The organism is Streptomyces sp. HUAS 31 (assembly GCF_028198125.1).
Classification (GTDB): Bacteria; Actinomycetota; Actinomycetes; order Streptomycetales; family Streptomycetaceae; genus Streptomyces; species Streptomyces chartreusis.
Window position 1 is genome coordinate 5494916 of record NZ_CP116353.1, and the last position, 17620, is coordinate 5512535.

The 17620-nt window shown below is 67.6% G+C and carries 17 protein-coding genes and 1 pseudogene; 9 read left to right on the forward strand and 9 right to left on the reverse strand.

Going from position 1 to position 17620, the window contains the following annotated elements:
- Window positions 1-303 precede the first annotated feature (303 nt).
- Window positions 304-1107, forward strand: a complete 804-nt coding sequence (locus PGH47_RS24565; protein WP_271665243.1) for an NAD(P)-dependent oxidoreductase — start codon at window positions 304-306, stop codon at window positions 1105-1107.
- A 91-nt stretch (window positions 1108-1198) separates the two neighbouring features.
- Here PGH47_RS24565 and PGH47_RS24570 read toward each other — a convergent pair whose 3' ends face one another.
- The 8 genes from PGH47_RS24570 to PGH47_RS24605 form a co-directional block, all read right to left on the reverse strand.
- Window positions 1199-1489, reverse strand: a complete 291-nt coding sequence (locus PGH47_RS24570) for an alpha/beta fold hydrolase (protein WP_271665244.1) — start codon at window positions 1487-1489, stop codon at window positions 1199-1201.
- Between the two features lie 101 nt (window positions 1490-1590).
- Entirely contained in the window at window positions 1591-2313 is a 723-nt protein-coding gene (locus tag PGH47_RS24575; protein ID WP_271665245.1) for an alpha/beta hydrolase, read from the reverse strand.
- A gap of 276 nt (window positions 2314-2589) precedes the next feature.
- Complete coding sequence (locus PGH47_RS24580) at window positions 2590-3105, reverse strand: DUF4760 domain-containing protein (RefSeq protein ID WP_271665246.1); 516 nt, start codon at window positions 3103-3105, stop codon at window positions 2590-2592.
- 137 nt (window positions 3106-3242) lie between these two features.
- Window positions 3243-6710: a type ISP restriction/modification enzyme gene (locus tag PGH47_RS24585; protein WP_271665247.1), complete on the reverse strand. Its 3468-nt coding sequence runs from the start codon at window positions 6708-6710 to the stop codon at window positions 3243-3245.
- 209 nt (window positions 6711-6919) lie between these two features.
- Window positions 6920-7273, reverse strand: a complete 354-nt coding sequence (locus tag PGH47_RS24590; RefSeq protein ID WP_271665248.1) for an ASCH domain-containing protein — start codon at window positions 7271-7273, stop codon at window positions 6920-6922.
- Window positions 7270-8391 (reverse strand): hypothetical protein, encoded by a 1122-nt coding sequence (locus tag PGH47_RS24595; RefSeq protein ID WP_271665249.1) that lies wholly within the window; start codon window positions 8389-8391, stop codon window positions 7270-7272. The genes PGH47_RS24590 and PGH47_RS24595 overlap by 4 nt, the downstream gene beginning before the upstream one ends.
- 70 nt (window positions 8392-8461) lie before the next feature.
- Window positions 8462-8857, reverse strand: coding sequence for a hypothetical protein (locus PGH47_RS24600; protein ID WP_271665250.1), 396 nt, complete (start codon window positions 8855-8857; stop codon window positions 8462-8464).
- Window positions 8858-8889: 32 nt separating this feature from the next.
- Window positions 8890-9306, reverse strand: a complete 417-nt coding sequence (locus PGH47_RS24605) for a recombinase family protein (RefSeq protein WP_271665251.1) — start codon at window positions 9304-9306, stop codon at window positions 8890-8892.
- Between the two features lie 119 nt (window positions 9307-9425).
- Here PGH47_RS24605 and PGH47_RS24610 point away from each other — a divergent pair, with 119 nt between their 5' ends.
- The 3 genes and pseudogenes from PGH47_RS24610 to PGH47_RS24620 form a co-directional block, all read left to right on the forward strand.
- Window positions 9426-10469, forward strand: a complete 1044-nt coding sequence (locus PGH47_RS24610) for a helix-turn-helix domain-containing protein (RefSeq protein WP_271665252.1) — start codon at window positions 9426-9428, stop codon at window positions 10467-10469.
- Window positions 10466-11155: a YdcF family protein gene (locus PGH47_RS24615; protein ID WP_271665253.1), complete on the forward strand. Its 690-nt coding sequence runs from the start codon at window positions 10466-10468 to the stop codon at window positions 11153-11155. The genes PGH47_RS24610 and PGH47_RS24615 overlap by 4 nt, the downstream gene beginning before the upstream one ends.
- Before the next feature lie 28 nt (window positions 11156-11183).
- Window positions 11184-11477: pseudogene (locus PGH47_RS24620) on the forward strand (WbqC family protein); the annotation flags it as partial.
- A 178-nt stretch (window positions 11478-11655) separates the two neighbouring features.
- Here the strand turns inward: PGH47_RS24620 and PGH47_RS24625 are convergent.
- A complete protein-coding gene (locus PGH47_RS24625) occupies window positions 11656-12093 on the reverse strand; it encodes a hypothetical protein (RefSeq protein WP_003974483.1) in 438 nt (145 codons plus the stop codon).
- A 605-nt stretch (window positions 12094-12698) separates the two neighbouring features.
- Between PGH47_RS24625 and hemL the strand changes: the two genes are divergently transcribed.
- From hemL to PGH47_RS24650, 5 genes are all read left to right on the forward strand, one after another.
- A complete protein-coding gene (gene hemL / locus PGH47_RS24630) occupies window positions 12699-14033 on the forward strand; it encodes a glutamate-1-semialdehyde 2,1-aminomutase (protein ID WP_126900747.1) in 1335 nt (444 codons plus the stop codon).
- A complete protein-coding gene (locus PGH47_RS24635; RefSeq protein WP_271665254.1) occupies window positions 14030-14758 on the forward strand; it encodes a histidine phosphatase family protein in 729 nt (242 codons plus the stop codon). The genes hemL and PGH47_RS24635 overlap by 4 nt, the downstream gene beginning before the upstream one ends.
- A gap of 111 nt (window positions 14759-14869) precedes the next feature.
- A complete protein-coding gene (locus PGH47_RS24640; protein WP_271665255.1) occupies window positions 14870-16171 on the forward strand; it encodes a hypothetical protein in 1302 nt (433 codons plus the stop codon).
- A 66-nt stretch (window positions 16172-16237) separates the two neighbouring features.
- Window positions 16238-16843 carry a TlpA family protein disulfide reductase gene (locus tag PGH47_RS24645; RefSeq protein WP_271665256.1) on the forward strand — a complete coding sequence of 202 codons (606 nt, stop codon included), beginning with the start codon at window positions 16238-16240 and terminating at the stop codon, window positions 16841-16843.
- Window position 16844: 1 nt separating this feature from the next.
- Window positions 16845-17618 (forward strand): cytochrome c biogenesis CcdA family protein, encoded by a 774-nt coding sequence (locus tag PGH47_RS24650; protein ID WP_030944790.1) that lies wholly within the window; start codon window positions 16845-16847, stop codon window positions 17616-17618.
- Window positions 17619-17620: the final 2 nt, after the last annotated feature.

The following is a 17620-nucleotide window of genomic DNA, read 5'->3' on the forward strand; positions in this document are numbered from 1 at the left end:
GGTTCTGGGGGTGCCGGTCGAGGGTGAGTCGGTTCCGGGGGTGCCGGGGGTGCCGGGGGTGCCGGGGGTGCCGGGGGTGCCGGTCGAGGGTGAGTCGGTTCCGGGGATGTCGGTCCGGGGTCAGTCGGTTCCGGGGATGTCGGTCCGGGGTGAGTCGGTTCCGGAGGTGCCGGTTCGGGATGAGCGGGTTGGAGAGGGGCGAGTTCGGTGACGGGGAGTTCAGTTGCGATCTCGGCAACGCCGGTTCCGGAGAGGGCGGTTACGGCCGCTCCACCGGTCGGCCGGTCTGCCCGGTCTGCCCGCATGACGATCGCCGTGCTCGGCGCCACCGGCATGGTCGGCAGCCGGGTGATCGCCGAGGCGGTGGCACGCGGACACCGGGTGCTCGCCCTGTCCCGGAAGCCCGGGGACGGCGACCCGAACGTCACGCCGGTCGCGGTCGACGTCGGCGACCCGGACGCCGTACACGAGGCACTTGCGGGCACCACCGCGACGGGCGCCACCGCAACGGGCACGACTGCGACGGGCGCCACCGCAACCGGCGTCACCGCGACCAGCACTGTTGCGTCGGGCGTCACCGCGACCGGCACCGTTGCGTCGGGCACCACCGCAACCGGCGCCACCCCACCACGCCCCCCGGACGCCGTCGTCCTCTCCGTGCGGACCTTCCCGGCCGACCGGGAGTTCCTGGTCGGCGCCACGCGCACGGTGCTGGACGCCGCCGCGCGGCTCGGCACGCGCGTGCTCGTGGTCGGCGGGGCCGGTGCCCTGCGCAGTCCCGGCGACCCCGATCTGCCGGTGGCCGACAATCGCGCGTACGTGCCGGACGAGTACCGGGCCGTGGCGCTCGCCGGGACGGCACAGTTGCGGACCTGCGAGGCCCACGCCGACGCCGACTGGGTCTACCTCAGCCCACCGGCCGAGCTCGAACCCGGCGAACGGACCGGCCGCTACCGCCGCGGCACCGACACCCTGCTCACGGCCTCGGACGACGGCCGGTCGTGGATCAGCGCGGAGGACCTGGCCGTGGCGGTGGTCGACGAGGTCGAGAGCCCCGGCACGGAACGCCACATCACGGTCGTCCACCGGCCGTCGTGCAGCGCGTAATTCAGGGCGATCCAGGTGCCGTAGGAGTGGCCGCACAGGTGCGCCCGTCGAGGCCCAGCCCGCCGAAGAGCACGTCGAGCCAGGCCACAGGTCACCGGCGCCGCGCAGGGGGAGCCCCGTCGTGCACGCTGCGGCCGATGTCGCCGATCAGGTCGACGGCGTACACCCGGTGGGCGGGGGCCAGTTCTCCGACGGTGGCGAACCACGCCGCCGACGTCGCCCCGCCGCCGGGCAGCAGCACGACCGGAGGGCCGTCCTCCCGCCCGCAGATCAGCACACGGGTGCTGCCGTGGGGCGACTGGACATCGGCACCACGCAACTCCACGGGCCACTGCCGCAGAACGGCGTCGTACGCCTCGAAGAAGACTGCCTCGTCACCCATGCTCCGGCCCTCGCCCGCGCGAAATCCCTGACCCACCGATGATCTCGCCCGGACCCGCGTGTAGGGGCGGGGTCGAGGAACCCCGCCCCTTCTGCCCGGCCTTACTTCAGGTGTCGGTCCAAGAACCGGCACCCGTCCTCGAGTTCGAACCACGGTGTGCCGGTGTGGCCGCCCAGATTGGCGTGCAGCGTCTTCTCCTTGCTGCCGAAGGAGTCGAACAGGTCCAGGGCCCGCTGCCGGGGGTTCCCTTCGTCGTCCCACTGGAGCAGGACCAGCAGCGGGACGGTGACCTGCCGGGCCTCCGCACGCTGGGCGAGGGGTACGTAGCCCCCGGCGAAGAATCCGGCGGCCGCGATGCGCGGCTCGGACGCCGCGAGGCGGATACCGAGGGCGGTCCACCCGGAGTACCCGACCGGGCCGCCGATCTCGGGCAGCGCCAGGAGGGCGTCCAGGGTGGTCAGCCATTCCGGGGCCGCCTTCTCGACCAGCGGGCCGACGAGGGCCTCGAAGATCCCGTCGACCGGCTCGCCGGCCTGCATCGCACGGCGGAGGTCGGCGCGGACCTGCTCGTCGGCGGCGGAACGGGGCCGGTCACCGCATCCGGCGGCGTCGATGGTGGCCACCGCGTAGCCGCACGCCGCGGTGTGCCGGGCCCGGGCCACCAGCCGGCCGTCCTTCTTGGGCAGCCCGTTGTTGTGGGCCATCAGGATCAGCGGGACCGGTGCGGCGGATCCGGGCGTCCACAGGGTGCCGGGGATCTCGCCGAGGGTGAATTCGCGTTCGAGGACGCCGTCGTCGAGGCGCTGCTCAGAAGTGAAATGCATGGTCGTGCCCTTTCGGGAGTGCGCTTGAACGGCGCTCCCGGACGACCTATCGCCCGACCGCGACCCCGGAGGGGAGCACCCACGTCGATACTGCGTTCACGGGTACCACCTCCTCACCCTCCGGCACGGTCACCGAAAAACTACCAACGGCAGCCCCACCCCACCAACAGGTTTTCGCGACGCCGCATGACAAGGTGGAACCCGACTCCTGTGGCCCTGGATGTTCCCTCGCAGGGTGAAGCGTTTGGTCGGCCATCACTGTGCATGCGTCGACGATCAGCGCTGTGGAAGCCGCCACAGTTGCGTTCCTGCTCGAGCTCGGTCCGCAGGAGTCTCGCGGACGAGGTGGTAGAGGTTCTCGAAGTATTCCTGCCAGCGGTTCGGATCCGGCATGGCGTTCTGCGCCCGCTTTGCACGCTCCGCCTGCACAAGAGGTCGCAAGCCCTCCCAGACCGAGATCACGGACCCGCCGAGGTATCCGGAGACGGGTTCGATGTCCACCACCCCGTGAGCGACCAGAGCTCCGAGATTGTCGTAGAACCAGGCCAGTTCACGGACCAGAAGCCGCTCATCCTCTGGCAGCCCGGCCAGTCCGGCTGACAGGTCACAGGCGGGCAGGCGTTCGTGCACGACCTGCCGGGCCTGCGCCAGTCGCACGCTTCGATGTTCACGGAAGAGATCCACAAGTACGGGCAGCGTGTTGGCATGCTCGGTCAGCCGCAGTTGTCGAAACGAGACGGCTCCGGTCACTGCGAGCGCTACCAGCGATACCACTAGGGCCGCGATTTCCAACGTGCCTCCGTCAGCAGCTGTTTTGGTTCCGGCCCCTTTCGCCGTGTCGCGCTGTGACCGATCAGAAGAACGAGGTGCGGACTCTGGCGAGCGAGCCGTTGTGGATGCGCGGTACTGGTTGCTGCCGGCGCCATCAACTAGGCCGGGCCGCGACGCCGACGAGTTCGTGGGGCGGGGTGCACGGGTGAGTGAGGCTTGGGCTGCCTGGTATTCGCGGGATCATTCGGGAGAGATAGGGGGTCGACGGGGCCTGGCGGTTGGCCATCGACTGTCTCCATGCCGGGCAAGAATTCATGGTCCGGACCGTTGCGAGCGTGCTGCGCGCGCTCGGGTACCGGGAGGATGTGGCGGCGGGTGAGTTCAGCGACGTCGATCATGGGTGCGGCGACGATTCGGCTGAGGAGCTCCTCCTGCTGAGGTTCCGCGGCGGTGAGATGCCTGAGTACGGCAAGGATCTCGACGAGTTCCCGGCTCCAATCAGGTTCCCACCGCTCAGGGCGTTCGCGGTCGAGATGACTGGTTACTTTGCCGACAGTGCGGTCGCTGCGGTAGGCGAGCCAGCTGTCCAGTACGTTGCGCCCGCCCGTCGTGTAGTTGCGCATGCGTGGAGTGACACCGGTGAAGATGCCGCCCTCGATGATCAGACGCCCGTGCTCACTGTCGTAGCTGATGGTGGAGGGCAGCACGTCCGCCCCGACCTCTCGGGCGTACTTGATCTCAGGGTGTATGGGGATCCACCAGTTGGTTGTTGTGCCTGCTGGGCGCCCGTCGCCAGGGTTGATGCAGCGTGTGCCGTAAGTGGAGGCCCACAGGATGTGGCGCCCCAGACGGATCGCGTCGTGCCATAGGGCTCCGTCGGCTGTGAGGGGGATTCGCACGCCTGGGGAGTTGAGGTCGTCTGCGTAGCGTTCGGTGAAGGCTGGGTGGGCGGTGACGGCGGCGATGTAGGCCAAGAGGTCTTCAGGCAGGACATCCCGGATGCCGTAGGAATTGGCGAGGTGGTTTTGCAGGCCCGGTGCGATGTTCGGGACACGGTCGGCGTGTAGGAGCGGTAAGGCGCGGCCGCCATTGCCATTGAAGAAGTGCACGTCCGGGATGAGCGCCGTGAACAGCAGCGCCGGACCGGTTTGCAGGCGTTGGGTGTGTTGTTCGATGACGAAGACCTGGCCATCGACGGCCGCGCGCCATAGGTCGGGGCGTGAAAAGTCGATGACACGGCCGTCGGGTATGAGCCACTGGCGGTCCAGGGCCCTGCGGGCGATTCGTTCTGGTTTAGGGCATGGGCCGCGTTCGTCGCGGAGCAGGGTTGGCGGATGAGGGTGGCCGGGGATGTGGCGGGCCTCTTTGTCCAGAGTGCGGTCGCGGGTCTCTTTGAACAGTGCCTGCTTCGTGGTGGAGTCGCGTTCCTGGATGAGGAGGTCCCAACGTCGACGCAAGGTCGTTTGGGACGGGCTGATGACCCAGTTCCGGTTGGTCGTGATGCCGGGCTTATACCAGGGCATGAGGTCGGTGAGGGCGGGGAAACTGTCCCAGCCGCTGCTGGAACCGGGCGTGAATGGAGCGGACTCGGCAGGGCGGGAGGTGTGCCAACCAGGTCCGCCGATGTGCAGATCCTGCAGCTGCTGTTCTTTGGTTTGGCGGGTGCCGTGGACGGCTGTGTAATGGACGGGAGCCAGGTCCTCACATAGCTCGCCTTGGCGGCGGACGAAGATGGCGATGGCTAGTTCCTGCTGGACACCGGGGAAGAAACGGCTGTTGAGCGGAGGTCTTTTGGTTTCGGGTGTGAGGTCGATAACCCAGCCTTCGGTGCACGTGCGCCGCAGGTAGGAACGCATGCCTTGGAATCCGGCGCCACGGATGAATCCGCTGGTGCTGACGAAGCAGACGACCCCGTGGCGGTGATCGCCGTGCTGGTCGAAGACTTTGTGGGTGGCCCAGCGCCAGAAGTAGGTGCACAGGCTCTTCAGTTTGTTTTCGTACACGCCTGCAGCACCGCGCAGCCGGAAGTCGTCCAGAGGCGGGGCACCGCGGCCCGGTGAGCCCATCTCGATCCATCCGCCCTGACCTTCCGCCTGTTCGCGATGGGGAGGGTTGCCGATGACGACGGTGATCCGTTCGTTGCGCTGGATGGTGCTGGCTGCCTCGGCGTCATCACGTAGAGGCCCCCACAAAGCGCCGTAACGATCGAAGAGTTCACTGGGCCGCCACGGGTCGGCGAGAGTGTCGGCCAGGTGCAGGCGCATATCACGCAGCCGGACCCGGGCATTGAGGTGCCTCAGCATCTGCCCCACGCGCATCTGAGCGACAGCAAAGGCGCCCATCTGCTTTTCGAACCCGATCAACCGGCTGGCGAGTTCTTGCACGGATTCGGCGCGGAAGCCGTCGTTGCCGCCCTCGGACTGTTTACGGGCGACGAGGTCGATGATGCCGGTCAGGAAGGTGCCGGTTCCCATCGACGGGTCGATGATGGACACGCCAGGGTCGGCGAACCCATCCGGGCAATCCAGCGCGTTGGCCAGTACCTCGTCAACAAGGCGGATCATCTCCGTCACGAGCGGGGCCGGGGTGTAGTAGGTTCCGGAGTCCTTGCGCAGGTCGGCGTCGTACTCATGCAAGAAGTGCTCGTAGAGATGGACGTGGAAGCCGGGTTCGCCGGCGAGGGAACTTCTCCAGTCGATGGCGTCAATGACGCGAACGAGCATGTCCAGGCTGTCGCGGAATTCTCCCTCGACCTGGTCGGTGAGGATCTGCAAGGCCCGGCCCATGACGGAGTGCTCAGCTCCAAGACGTCGGCCCACCTCGTGCAGGCTCATGCCGACTAATGCCTTGTCGTTGCCGCCAGCGGTGTCGGAACCGGCGAGCAGGAGAGCGAAGGTGACGGACTGCGCGTAGCGGTCGGCGAAGGCCGCCCGCTTATCCCGGTCATCCGTGGTTGGGAAGAGGTCAACCTCAAGCGTGGAGGCCAGGTCGGTGAACGGGCGCTGGTGGCGCGGGAGGCTCGACTCGGCATCGAGACGGTCGTGAACAGCATCACGCAGAAGGGCGCAGAGAGGGGCGACCTGGGAGACCACCTCCCGCATCGACGTCACTGGCCTGGGATGCCAGCCGAAGAATGCGATAAGCATCGCCTCGAAGGCGGACTCACTGGCGACCGGTAGCCGTAAGCGGGAGCCAGCGCTGCGCAGATCACCCTCGAAGTGGATGGTGTCGCCGTACTGCCGACCTGAGCGGTACATGATCCAGGTCTGACCGTTCGTGTAGATCAGGTTGGGCAGATTCGCCATACCTTCCCACTGACGGCGGTCGCGCTGGTTCAGGCCGCCAGGATGGATCACGCTCTTGTCGGGGCTTTTCAGCTCGACGTAGCCGACGATGTTGCGCGGTAACTTCCCAATCCGCACTGCGAGGTCAGGGCGTATCCGGTGCGCGGCGATGGCCACCTCGGCATGTAGGACTGCCTGGAGCCCTAACACCCCTGCTGCGTCGACGAGAAGAGTTTCTACCGCTCTGCGGATGGCGGCTTCCTTCTGCCCGTGCAGCAACGCCTGCTTACACGTCGCACCAAATTCGCTGACGATCCCCCGAAACCGGTCCTTGCGCTGCATCCTGCCCCCTGAGGCCAGCACAACCCGCACCTTCATCAACTCACGGTAAACACAACATCACTCTTCGTCGAGAGTGCCGTCCAAGGCGCCGAGTCGAGTGTCCGTTCAGTGGCAGCGGTGCCGATGGGGGAAACGCCTGGCATGCGGGTAGTGGAGCTGGACGGCAGGAGCGGAGGGCGATGCCTAGACGAGAGGCTGCTCGCAGTGCGTCAGCCGCTGAGCTTTATCCGGATGGCCAGGACGCCGAGGGCTTCCTTCTCGGGTGGGTAGATGTTCCGGATGTTGGCGAGTTGGTCGTCGCGGGTGGCCGTCGGGTTGACGTTGTCCGACCCCTCGCCGTCGAGCATGGCTTCGAAGTCGGCGTACTCGGTGACACGTTGGATGTTCACATGACAGGTCTCGTCGGTCCCTTTGATCCGGAAACGGATGGTGTCGCCAGCGGCGAGGTCGGCGAGGTGGGGGTATTTGACGCGTACTTCGATGGTCTTGGCGCCGGCGGCCACGAGATCGAAGTACTGGCGGTAGAGGTTGAGTTCGTGGACGCGTGGGGTGGTGTTGCTCATCGGGCGGGGATGCTCCTGGGTGCTGGCGTGGTGATCAGGCGACCGATCTCGGCTGCGGAGTACGAGCGGAAGAAGTGTCGCGGGTCGGACAGCAGAGTTTCTGCCGTGGCCAGCAGTTGATCGGCGTACTCGGGGACGGTGCCGGGCCACTGCCGGGTGTCGAACATCCAGTCGGCGGCGCCTTCCGGTAAGGGGGCACGGCCTTCACGGATGAGGGACTTGGACAGCTTCGCGCCGGTGTCGGTGACGACCTGCGGGCAGAAGAGGCGGGCGGGGAGTTGGGCGCGAGTGAGGCCGACGGCCTGGAGAGCTTCGTCGACGAGGAGGGAGCCGAAGATCCAGTCGCCGCCCTTGACCATGACGTGCAGCGTCCCATGGGGCGGTGCGCCGGTGAGGGCGAGTTCCTTGACGAGATTGCGGTAGAGAGTGGCCAGGTCGAGATAGGCACCGGCGGTGGGTGTGATGGTGGTTCGGTAGGGGCCGTGGTGGAGGCAGACGGCGACGACGGTGGCGTCTCCTCGGTCGGTGAGATGGACTCGTGTGCGTTCCGCGTGTTTCTCCGCCCAGCCGCAGCCTGTGTGCGGGCAGGGGATGCGCAGGTGCGGGGTGCCAGTGGAGGGGGCGAGCCACCAGCGGGCGGCGTCGAGGCGGGGGAGCAGTCGTAGCCAGGTTCGGCGGAAGTGCTCGCCGGCCTGCTGCTGCGTGTAGGTCTCGATGCGGTGCGGGATTCCCAGGCGCCGGGACAGCGCCGTGAAGAGAGGTTGGTAGAGGGCGTTGACGAGGTCGGCCACGGCCGTGTCGCCGAGGGCTTGGGCATAGGCGCGTTGGTAGCGGTGGCCGCTGGCGGGGTCGATGGCCAGGTCGTACGGGGCGTTGTCGAGGGCGCTGAAGAGGACCTCGGTCGGGATGCCGAAGCGGTCGCGCAGGCGGGCGGCTATGGCGAAGGCCAGGGACTGTACGAGGGAAGTGCCGATATGCGGGGCGCCGTTGATCTGAGTGCCTACGACGAGCACGATCCGCTCGGACGGAGCGGCCAGGATGCGTGGGGTCAGGACGTCCTCGGCGCGGAGAAGTGCGTTGGCAAGAACGGTGTTCGGTGAGACAAGGTGGGTTGTCACAGGTGTCCCCTTGAGGTTGGGGCAGAGAGGCGTGGGGCCCGGGTTCTAAGAGAGGCGTGGGGCCCGGGTTTTAGAGGTAGGCGCCGGCGCGCGCTTCGCCCATGGGCGCGGTGACGTACGGGTGCTGGAGAGCAGCGCGGAGGGCGTCCGTGTCGGTGAGGGTGTCGTCGTCGGGTAGCTCGCACCACCCGCCGAACCAGTCGTCGAGCAGCTCCAGGCCCGGCGCGACGAGCCAGGAGTTGGTGGAGAGGTGCCGTACCGGCAGATCGTCCCAGCTGGTTGCGGTGCCGGTCGGGACGGCGTAGTAGAGACGCCCGTTGGGCCTGTCGTAGAGCACGGGGCCGACGGAAGTACCAGTGCAGCGCAGGTAGGCCAGGGCCAGGAGGCCGATCTCGGCGGAGGTGCGCACGACGTCCCAGCCGTCGCCGACCTTCAGCAGCCGCAGCCCCGGCACGTCATTCACCATGGGTGCTCTTCGCAACGCATCGCGCACGGACATCACGCATCCCCCTGAGGCCAGAAGCTGTAGCTCGCGCCGAGCGAAGAAGTGGATTCCGTGGTCGGTGTGAAGTGGCGGACCACGATCAGACGAGCGCCTGCTTTTGTTATCCGCCGCTTCCGCTCGGTGCCGAGGCCCTTCGGGCCGAGGTGGCTGGGAGCCGGAACCACAACACCGTAGGCATCGGGGAGTTCGAGCGCGTCGAGCAGACCGACGAAGGCCGGGGATTGGATGGTCATCGTGGAGTCGCGTTCGGCGAAGACACCGCACAGAGCCAGTTCGTGCAGTTCGCAGTACTCGGTCAGGCAGTCGACGAGTGCCGCGTGACGGGACAGCCCGCCGGTGACGGGGCGTAGGTAGCCGAACACCTGAGGAAAAGCGACGGGGCGGCGTTCGGTGATGAGGTCGTCGTCCATGCCCATAGCGTCGGCCGTCGTGAACGGACTCGAAATGACCTGCTGTTGTACTTCCGTTGCACTTCCCACCCCACGTCGTCACAGACGGTGCTTCCATACGTGACGGAGGGAGGTCATCCGTGGTCAGCGTGCAGCAATGGACAGGTCGGGAGGCGAGCGCCCTGCGCGCCGCGTTGCGTATGAGCACGCGTGCTTTCGCCGAGCACCTCGGTGTCGCGCTGCGCACGGTTGCGAAGTGGGAGAGCCTCGGCACGGAGAACCAGCCCCGACCGGACACCCAGGCCATCCTCGACACCGCACTCGCACGGGCGGATTCCGCCGCCCAAGCCCGCTTCGAGGCAACACTGTTCCCTGAGCGAAAGAGCGCGCGGCCGGCGGACTACGAGACCTGGAGCGAGGACATCGAGCGCGCTGTTGTCTGCATCAGCCGTCAGGACTTCCCGTTCGCCTCGACCCTGTTGAATCGCTGGATGGGCAGCCGTGCACCCCAGCAGTTGGACGACAAGGGTTTCTATTTGTACGGCCGTTCGCTCGTACTCCTGGGCGACCTCCAGCGCGATCAGGGCGCGATCCTCGGTCCGCTCTCCGCCCGCCACTCCTACCTGACCGCCCACGGCATGTTCACCGAGCTCGACATTCCACGCCGGGTGGCTCAGATCGAGCTGTCCCTGGCCGTCGTTCAGGAGATGTCGGGCGAGTTGGAATCCTCCGCTCGTCACTACGAACTTCTTGCCGGGGACCAGCGCCTGAGCCCGCGTGACCGTGCCAAGGCGCGGCTGTGGGTGGGTACGGCGCTGAGCAAGGAGGGCCACAACGAGTACGCCACCAACGCGATGACGGCAGCCACTCGTGCATTCGAGGATTTGGGCGAGCCGGAAGACTGGTCGGTCGCCCACCAGAAGCTGGCCTTGGCCCATCGCGGTGCCGGTGACCTGAAGCAGGCACTGCACTGCATCGACATCGCGCGCACCACCGGCACGGTCGACTCCCCGATGCAGCGGGTGAGGCTGGACACCGCGTACGGGCACATCCTTCTGTCGGATGCGGCGACCCGGAATGATGGGCTGTTCGTCCTCGATCAGGCGGTACAGGTGGCCCGACAGTACGGGCTGAGCCACCAGCTGCGCAGTATTGAGGGCATCCGAAAGGGCCAGCAAGGATGAGCCAGGGAGTGCCAGTGCCGGAGCAGCAGCAGCGCCAGATCACCGACGAGCAGTTCCACGACGCGACGCTGATCTGGAATTACCACCAGATGGGCCACGAGCTGCGCCCTTGCTCGGCGGCGATCGGTTTGGGCAGCCACGACCTCGGGGTCGCGACTACTGCCGTCGGCCTTTACCGCGCTGGCCTTTTCCCGGTCGTGGTCTTCAGCGGCGGCAACAGCCCCACCACCCGCGTTCGCTTTCCGCGCGGCGAGGCCGTCCACTACCGCGAGCACGCGCTGAGTCTGGGGGTGCCGGACGAGGCGATCATTGTGGAGTCGAAGGCCGCAAACACCGGCCAGAACATCACCTTCTCCCACGAACTGCTGGCCGAGGCCGGGGTGGAAGTGCAGTCGCTGTTGCTGATCTCCAAGCCGTACATGGAGCGCCGCTCGTACGCGACCTGCCGCAAGCTGTGGCCCGAGGCCGAGGTCGTATGCGCCTCCGAGTCGCTGGAGTTGGACGACTACATCAAGTCGATCGGCGACGAGAAGCTCGTCGTCGACATGCTCGTGGGGGACCTGCAACGGGTGATCGAGTACCCGAAGCTCGGCTTCGCCGTCGAGCAGGACGTACCGGGGGACGTGCATGACGCTTACGAGCGCCTCCTGGGCGCCGGCTTCGACAGCCGCCTCATCAGTACCTGAGCCGCCCATCGCCGATGCGTCGGGCGGGCTGTGCGCGATCGACCAACCCAACCTGTTTCCCAGGCTGTCCACGCTGGCAAAACTGTTCTCCGCCGACCGCTGGATCGTTCTGAACGATGTGCAGTTCACTCGGCGGGACTACCAGCACCGCGCTCGTCTCGCCGCCCTGGACAGTCCATCCCGACAGCAGTGGCTCACGCTCCCGACGCACGTTCCCCACGGGCGCCCGATGCTGATCAACCAGGCGCGGCTCGTTGATCCGCGTCGCTCGCGCCGGACGGTCCAACTTCTCGTTCGCCAGTACTACGGCCGCAGCCCCTACTCAGGGCCCACAGGCTGCTGGATCGACGGGTCCAAAAGGACGACGGCGAGCCGCCCGTAGCCCAGGGCATATCAGCGCCCCCAACGAAACCAATGTGTCCGTTCCGCCTAACGGGCCCGCTCCGGCACCAAAAAGGGCGAGGCCCGAAAACCTCGCCCGAAACCAATGAAATCCCAGCTCACGGCCACACAAGGCAATAAGGCTGATGCCCCGCCTCATGCAACCGGTGCGAGAAGTCCTGCCACTCGTGCAGCAGTTGGTACACGTTGAACGCGTCCCGCGGGCCACCCCGGTCCGGCACCGTCGACCAGATGAAGGCGGCCGCGCCGACCGCTTCCTCTCCTATGCCCCGCAGCGGGTCGACGACCGTCATCGGCAGCTTGACGACCGCGTAGTCGGGGTGCAGGACGACAAGCTCCAGCGGCGGCACCTTGTGCAGGGGCACGCCCTCGATGCCGGTCAGCACCATCGCCGCCATGGTCTCCGGCTTGATCTTGGTGAACATGCCGTTCATGCCGAGCTCGTCGCCGCCCAGCTCCTCGGGCCGCATGGAGATGGGGACGCGGGCAGCGGTGGCGCCGTCCGGCGCGCCGAAGTACTTGTACGTCACCCCCACCCGACCACCATTCCTGCTCCCCGCCCGGAGACGGTCGACCTGGCCGTCGATCCGCCGGTCGAACGGCTCGTGCTCACTCGGTACACCCGGTACACCCGTTGCGTCTGGCATACCTGGTACAACGTGTCCCTGGCGTGCTTCGTTCGAATCCTCCGCGTCGCGCCGGTGCTTTCCCCGCCGGGCACGTCGAGGACCCAGGTCATCAGTCCCCTCGCCCAGTCCGCCACCGCGATGCATATCTCCACCCGACTGCTTTTCTAGGACGCGCAGGCCCCGCCGCGCAACCCGATCATCGTGTCAGTGACCTCCCCCACGGCCGCCCGCCGAAACGTGCGCTGAAACACCTGTCCGCGGGATCTTTTCAGTCCCCGATCACCACGCCCCGCATGAGCTGTGTGTATCACGTCCAGTCTCGCAGATTCCCGGAGAGGTGACGGCGGGTGAAGGCAGGGGCGCCAGGGGTGCGGGAGGACGGGGCGACCGCTCCCCGCGCCGGTAGCGGCCCGCGGGCGTCGCCGACCGCTGGCCTACCCTGAGGAGGTCACTGGCAACCGGAGTCCGAGATCATCGGAGTAGGTCAGAGAAGGTCGGAGTAGTCGCAGGCCATGAGCGAAGCGCCCTCTTCAGGAACGCCCTATCCATACGATGCGCCTGCCTCGCAGGCTCTGTTCGACCGTGCGGCCGCCGTCACGCCGGGCGGCGTGAACTCCCCGGTGCGCGCCTTCCGCGCCGTGGGCGGTACGCCCCGTTTCATGGTGTCCGGCACCGGTCCGTACCTGACCGACGCGGACGGGCGTGAGTACGTCGACCTCGTCTGCTCCTGGGGACCCATGATCCTCGGGCACTCCCACCCGGACGTGATCGCCGCCGTCCAGGACGCCGTCTCCCGCGGCACCTCCTTCGGCACGCCCGGTGAGGGCGAGGTCGCGCTCGCCGAGGAGATGGTCGACCGGATCGAGCCGCTGGAGCAGGTGCGGCTGGTCTCCAGCGGCACCGAGGCCACCATGTCGGCCATCCGGCTCGCCCGCGGGTTCACCCGGCGCACCAAGGTGATCAAGTTCGCCGGCTGCTACCACGGGCACGTCGACTCGCTGCTCGCCGCCGCCGGCTCGGGTGTGGCCACCTTCGCGCTGCCCGACACGCCCGGCGTCACCGGCGCCCAGGCCGGCGACACCATCGTGCTGCCGTACAACGACCTGGAGTCCGTGCACGAGGCCTTCCACCGGCACCCCGGCGAGATCGCCTGCGTCATCACCGAGGCCTCGCCCGGCAACATGGGCGTCGTCCCGCCGCAGCCCGGCTTCAACGAGGGGCTGCGGGACGCCTGCCACAAGAACGGCGCCCTGTACATCTCCGACGAGGTCATGACCGGCTTCCGCACCAGCCGCGCCGGCTGGTACGGCGTCGACGGGGTCAGGCCCGACCTCATGACGTTCGGCAAGGTGATGGGCGGCGGCTTCCCGGCCGCGGCCTTCGGCGGGCGCGCCGATGTGATGGCGCACCTCGCCCCGGCCGGCCCCGTGTACCAGGCGGGCACCCTGTCCGGGAACCCGATCGCCACCGCCGCGGGCCTCGCTCAGCTGCGGCTCCTCGACGAGGCCGCCTACGCCAAGGTCGACGCGGTGTCGCGGACCGTCCAGACCCTCGTCACCGAGGCCCTCACCAAGGAAGGCGTCGCCCACCGGCTGCAGAACGCCTCCAACATGTTCTCGGTGTTCTTCACCGACCGTGAGGTCCGCAACTACGAGGACGCCAAGCGGCAGGAATCCTTCCGCTTCACTGCCTTCTTCCACTCGATGCTGGCGCAGGGCGTCTATCTGCCGCCCTCGTCCTTCGAGTCCTGGTTCGTGTCCACGGCGCACGACGAGCAGGCGGTCCAGCGCATCGCCGACGCCCTCCCGGCGGCGGCCCGAGCGGCGGCGGAGGCCACGGCGGAATGAGCGGCGACATCAACGAGAACGACATCAACGAGAACGACATCGACAAGAACGACAGTGACGTCACCGTCGTCCACGTGATGCGGCACGGCGAGGTGGCCAACCCGGACGGGATCCTCTACGGCCGGCTTCCGGGCTACCACCTCTCCGAGCTCGGCCGGCAGATGGCCGACCGGGTCGCCGAGCACCTCGCCCCCCGTGACGTCACCCATGTGTGCGCCTCCCCGCTGGAGCGGGCGCAGGAGACGGCGACGCCGATCGCCAAGGCGCACGGGCTCGACCTCGCGACCGACGAGCGGCTCATCGAGGCCGGCAACGTCTTCCAGGGCAAGACCTTCGGCGTCGGCGACGGCGCGCTGAAGAAGCCCGGGAACTGGAAGCACCTGGTCAACCCGTTCCGGCCGTCCTGGGGCGAGCCGTACGTCGACCAGGTCGTGCGCATGATGGGCGCGCTGGACGCCGCCAAGGACGCCGCCCGCGGGCACGAGGCCGTGCTGGTCAGTCATCAGCTGCCGATCTGGATCGTGCGCAGTTATGTCGAGCGGCGCCGGCTGTGGCACGACCCGCGCAAGCGGCAGTGCACCCTCGCGTCCCTGACGACCTTCACGTACCAGGGCGACAGGATCGTGTCCGTCGGCTACACCGAGCCCGCCATCGATCTCGTGCCCGCCCATCTCCGCGCCGGCGCCCAGCCGGTGAAGGGGAAGGACAAGGCTTTCGGCGCTTAAGACGCCTTTGTGACATTTGTTTCGAATCCTCCGTGATCTGGAGGAACCTCCTCGTTCGTCGTGCCCTCTGACTGGGTGACCACCAGAGCAAGCACGACGGACGGGGCAGCAATGCGCAACTTCAGCCGAAGGGGAGCCATCGGACTCGGTGCCGGAGCGGCCGCCGGCCTCGGACTCGCGGGGTGCGGCACCCTCACCTCGTCAGACGGTTCGAACGGGTCATCGGGTTCCGGGGACGGCTCGGCAAACAAGCCGGGCGCCCAGACGGACCGCGCCCGCCCCATAGGCGACGGCTCCACCTCCTTCACCGGCAAGCAGCCGAACCAGCCCGCCAAGCCGGAGCCGCTGGAGCCGGGCCAGGAGCCGCCGCAGTTCGTCATCTTCTCCTGGGACGGCGCCGGCGAGGTCGGCAACGGACTCTTCCCGCGCTTCCTCGACCTCGCCAAGGAGCACGAGGCGCACATGACCTTCTTCCTCTCGGGGCTGTATCTGCTGCCCGAGAGCAAGAAGCGGCTCTACGACCCGCCGAACAACCCGCGCGGCGCCTCCGACATCGGCTACCTCACCGACGACCACATCAAGCAGACGCTGAAGGGCGTGCGGCGCGCCTGGCTCGAAGGTCATGAGATAGGCACGCACTTCAACGGCCACTTCTGCGGCGGCACCGGCACCGTCGGCAACTGGACCCCGAAGCAGTGGCGCAGCGAGATAGACCAGGCCAAGTCCTTCGTCAAGGAGTGGCGGACGAACTCCGGGTGGACCGATCTGCCCTCGCTGCCCTTCGACTACGACAAGGAGCTCGTCGGCGGCCGTACGCCCTGCCTGCTCGGCCAGGACAACCTGCTGCCCACCGCCAAGGAGCTGGGCTGGCGCTACGACGCCTCCTCGCCCGGCGGCCGTCAGGTGTGGCCGGACAAGAAGCAGGGGCTGTGGGACCTGCCGTTGCAGCAGATACCTTTCCCCGGCCGCAGCTTCGAGGTCCTGTCGATGGACTACAACATGCTCGCGAACCAGTCGGTCAACTCGACGAACGCGCCCAGCCACAACTACCCGGCCTGGCGCGAGCAGTCGGCACAGGCGTACATCCAGGGCTTCAAGCGGGCATTCGAGTCGAACCGGGCGCCCTTCTTCATAGGCAACCACTTCGAGCAGTGGAACGGCGGCATCTACATGGACGCCGTCGAGGAGGCCCTGAAGCACATCGCGCGGGAGAAGGAGAAGGGCGCGGACGTCCGACTCGTCTCCTTCCGGCAGTTCGTGGACTGGATGGACGTACAGAAGCCGGACATTCTCGACAAGTTGCGCACTCTGGAAGTCGGGCAACAGCCCGCCGGGGGCTGGAAGTCCTTCCTGAAGGCCGACTCCACCGGCTCTTCCTCGGGCTCCTCTGAAGGCACCCAAAACGCTGCCTGAAATGCGGTTTTGCGCCCGGGAGGGGGGTGCGCAAGATCCCCGGAACGGACATGCGAAACTTTTCACATGAGTGCCGCCCGTCGCGCCCGTAGCCGTACCGCCCTGCTCGCCACCACCGGCGCCGCCACAGCCGCGCTGGTCCTGTCCGCGTGCACTTCGGGCGGTACGTCCGGTGGCGGCGGCGACACCAACTTCGTCACCGGCAACAACGGCATCGACACCGTCGCCCAGGGCAAGCGCGCCGCGGCGCCGGCCCTCTCCGGCGAGACCATCGACGGCAAGCAGCTCGACACCGCCTCCTACAAGGGCAAGATCCTCGTCATCAACGTCTGGGGATCGTGGTGTCCGCCCTGCCGGGCCGAGGCGAAGAACTTCCAGACCGTCTACGAGGACGTCAAGGGCCAGGGCGTCGAGTTCGTCGGCATCAACACCCGGGACACCAGCACCACCCCGGCGAAGGCCTTCGAGAAGGAGTTCGGGGTCACCTACCCGAGCCTGTACGACCCCACGGGCAAGCAGATGCTCCGCTTCAAGAAGGGCACGCTCAACCCGCAGGCGATCCCCTCCACGCTCGTCATCGACCGGGAGGGAAAGATCGCCGCACGGGCGCTGATGCCGCTGGGCGAGGACACCCTGCGCAGCATGATCAAGCCCGTCCTCGCGGAGAAGTGACGTGAGCGCACTGTCCACGCTCGCCGAGGGCGCGACCTACAACGGCACCGTCATGCACGGCGCCCTGCTCCTCGCGCTGCCGATCGCCGTGCTCGGCGGCCTCGTCTCCTTCTTCTCCCCGTGCGTCCTGCCGCTGGTCCCCGGCTACCTCTCCTACGTCACCGGAGTCAGCGGCACCGACCTGGCCGAGGCCCGGCGCTGGCGGATGGTCGCCGGTGCCTCCCTGTTCGTGCTCGGCTTCACCGTCGTGTTCGTCTCCGGCGGGGCCCTGTTCGGCTACTGGGGCTCGACCCTCCAGGAGAACAAGGACCTCCTGACGAAGATCCTCGGCGTCCTGATGATCCTGATGGGCGTCTTCTTCATGGGCCTGATGCCCTGGCTGACCCAGCGGGAGTTCCGCTTCCACACCCGGCCCGCCACCGGACTCGCCGGCGCCCCCCTGCTCGGCGCCTTCTTCGGCATCGGCTGGACGCCCTGCATCGGCCCGACCCTGTCCTCCGTGCAGACCCTCGCCATCAACGAGGCCAGCGCCGGACGCGGCGCCCTGCTGACCGTCGCCTACTGCCTCGGTCTGGGCATTCCGTTCGTCGTCACTGCCGTAGCCTTCCGCAAGGCGCTCGGCGCCTTCGCCTGGATCAAGCGTCACTACGCCTGGGTCATGCGCGTCGGCGGCACCATGATGATCGTGACCGGTGTGCTGCTGCTGACCGGCGCGTGGGACCGCATCGTGCAGGAGATGCAGGTCTGGTCCAACGGCTTCACTGTGGGGATCTGATC

Bases quoted from the DNA above. Each gene is read 5' to 3' on its own strand.
- PGH47_RS24570 (WP_271665244.1), bottom strand. From the start codon at position 1,489: ATGGGTGACGAGGCAGTCTTCTTCGAGGCGTACGACGCCGTTCTGCGG.
- PGH47_RS24605 (WP_271665251.1), bottom strand. From the start codon at position 9,306: ATGGACGACGACCTCATCACCGAACGCCGCCCCGTCGCTTTTCCTCAG.
- PGH47_RS24640 (WP_271665255.1), top strand. From the start codon at position 14,870: ATGCGCAACTTCAGCCGAAGGGGAGCCATCGGACTCGGTGCCGGAGCG.
- PGH47_RS24575 (WP_271665245.1), bottom strand. From the start codon at position 2,313: ATGCATTTCACTTCTGAGCAGCGCCTCGACGACGGCGTCCTCGAACGC.
- PGH47_RS24600 (WP_271665250.1), bottom strand. From the start codon at position 8,857: ATGGTGAATGACGTGCCGGGGCTGCGGCTGCTGAAGGTCGGCGACGGC.
- PGH47_RS24635 (WP_271665254.1), top strand. From the start codon at position 14,030: ATGAGCGGCGACATCAACGAGAACGACATCAACGAGAACGACATCGAC.
- hemL (WP_126900747.1), top strand. From the start codon at position 12,699: ATGAGCGAAGCGCCCTCTTCAGGAACGCCCTATCCATACGATGCGCCT.
- PGH47_RS24565 (WP_271665243.1), top strand. From the start codon at position 304: ATGACGATCGCCGTGCTCGGCGCCACCGGCATGGTCGGCAGCCGGGTG.
- PGH47_RS24645 (WP_271665256.1), top strand. From the start codon at position 16,238: ATGAGTGCCGCCCGTCGCGCCCGTAGCCGTACCGCCCTGCTCGCCACC.
- PGH47_RS24590 (WP_271665248.1), bottom strand. From the start codon at position 7,273: ATGAGCAACACCACCCCACGCGTCCACGAACTCAACCTCTACCGCCAG.
- PGH47_RS24615 (WP_271665253.1), top strand. From the start codon at position 10,466: ATGAGCCAGGGAGTGCCAGTGCCGGAGCAGCAGCAGCGCCAGATCACC.
- PGH47_RS24585 (WP_271665247.1), bottom strand. From the start codon at position 6,710: ATGCAGCGCAAGGACCGGTTTCGGGGGATCGTCAGCGAATTTGGTGCG.